The following is a 1,145-nucleotide window of genomic DNA, read 5'->3' as shown; positions in this document are numbered from 1 at the left end:
CTAATAATTTATCTCCATTCCCTTTAGTAACGTGTAACTTTCCAAATTTACAAAAGCGACTCATAGAATTATTTCCTCCCGTTAAATAATAGATAACTATTAAAAATAGACAATACTTGCTCATAAGTAATGGTACTTAAATTGTTTACTTTGGCGTGTTTCATTGCTTGATGAAACTGATTTTTAGTAAACAGTTGACGATATTCTCGATTGACCCATTTTGAAACAAAGTACGTATATAGCTTCCAATATTTATCTGGAACATCTGTGGTATGGCGGGTAAGTTTTATTAAGACACTGTTTACTTTTGGTTTAGGATGAAAGCATTCCGCTGGCAGCTTAAGCAATTGCTGAATCGAGACTTGAGTGTGCAAGAGCAACCCTAGTGTTCGGTGAATATCCAAGGTACGCTTGTAGAATCCTTCTTCAACAATCAGATAGATGTCAGACGCACGGCTTTCAAAAACCACTTTTTTAATAATTTGTGTGCTTAAATGGTAAGGAATATTCCCAACAATTTTATACCTCTGTTTGTTAGGGAATTGAAACTGTAGAATATCTTGGTGAATTAAAGTGACACGAGTATTCAGTTTTAATTTTTCTGACGATAAGTTGAATAGATGACTGTCTAATTCAATAGACGTTACCTGTTTACTTATTTTAGCCAGTTTCGTCGTTAAATGCCCTTTACCTGTTCCAATTTCGTAAACGGTATCGGTTTCTTTTAAATTCAATTGTTTTATTATTTGGTTGAGTACTTTTTCACTCGTTAAAAAGTTTTGAGAATATTTTATATTTTTGTTCATGTAATCACTCCTGAAGTGATTACATCTGTAAATAAATACAGAAGTTAAACGATTTGTTTGTAATTTTAGTTATCTGTTTAAAAAGTCATAAGATTAGTCACTGGTAGGAATTAATCTAACGTATTTATTTATCTGCGTAATCACTGTTTTTAGTCTGTTTCAAAACAGTAGATGTTTTATCTACATTACGCATTTGGAATACCAACATGACGAATCCCTCCTTCTTAATTACAAATTTTTAGCATCTAATTTAACTTCAATTCCTATTATACAAAATTTTAAGATAATGCACTATCAACACACTCTTAAGTTTGCTTCTAAGTCTTATTTCCATAACTT

2 protein-coding genes and 1 pseudogene are annotated in these 1,145 nt (G+C 31.4%); all 3 read right to left on the bottom strand.

All coding sequences use genetic code 11. The annotated features are described in order from the left end of the window. Positions 1 to 68: 68 nt before the first annotated feature. Positions 69 to 806 (bottom strand): 23S rRNA (adenine(2058)-N(6))-methyltransferase Erm(B), encoded by a 738-nt coding sequence (gene erm(B), locus AB3I34_RS13935; RefSeq protein ID WP_001038795.1) that lies wholly within the window; start codon positions 804 to 806, stop codon positions 69 to 71. 124 nt (positions 807 to 930) lie between these two features. Continuing rightward, positions 931 to 1,014, bottom strand: coding sequence for a 23S rRNA methyltransferase attenuation leader peptide (locus AB3I34_RS13930; RefSeq protein ID WP_001814874.1), 84 nt, complete (start codon positions 1,012 to 1,014; stop codon positions 931 to 933). A 48-nt stretch (positions 1,015 to 1,062) separates the two neighbouring features. Beyond that, positions 1,063 to 1,145, bottom strand: a pseudogene (locus AB3I34_RS13925) (MLS leader peptide); the annotation flags it as partial.

It is taken from the genome of Enterococcus sp. C102(2024) (genome assembly GCF_040888205.1).
GTDB classification, from domain to species: domain Bacteria; phylum Bacillota; class Bacilli; order Lactobacillales; family Enterococcaceae; genus Enterococcus; species Enterococcus faecalis.
This window is presented reverse-complemented; position numbering and strand designations above follow the sequence as displayed.

Bases quoted from the DNA above. Each gene is read 5' to 3' on its own strand.
- AB3I34_RS13930 (WP_001814874.1), bottom strand. From the start codon at position 1,014: ATGTTGGTATTCCAAATGCGTAATGTAGATAAAACATCTACTGTTTTG.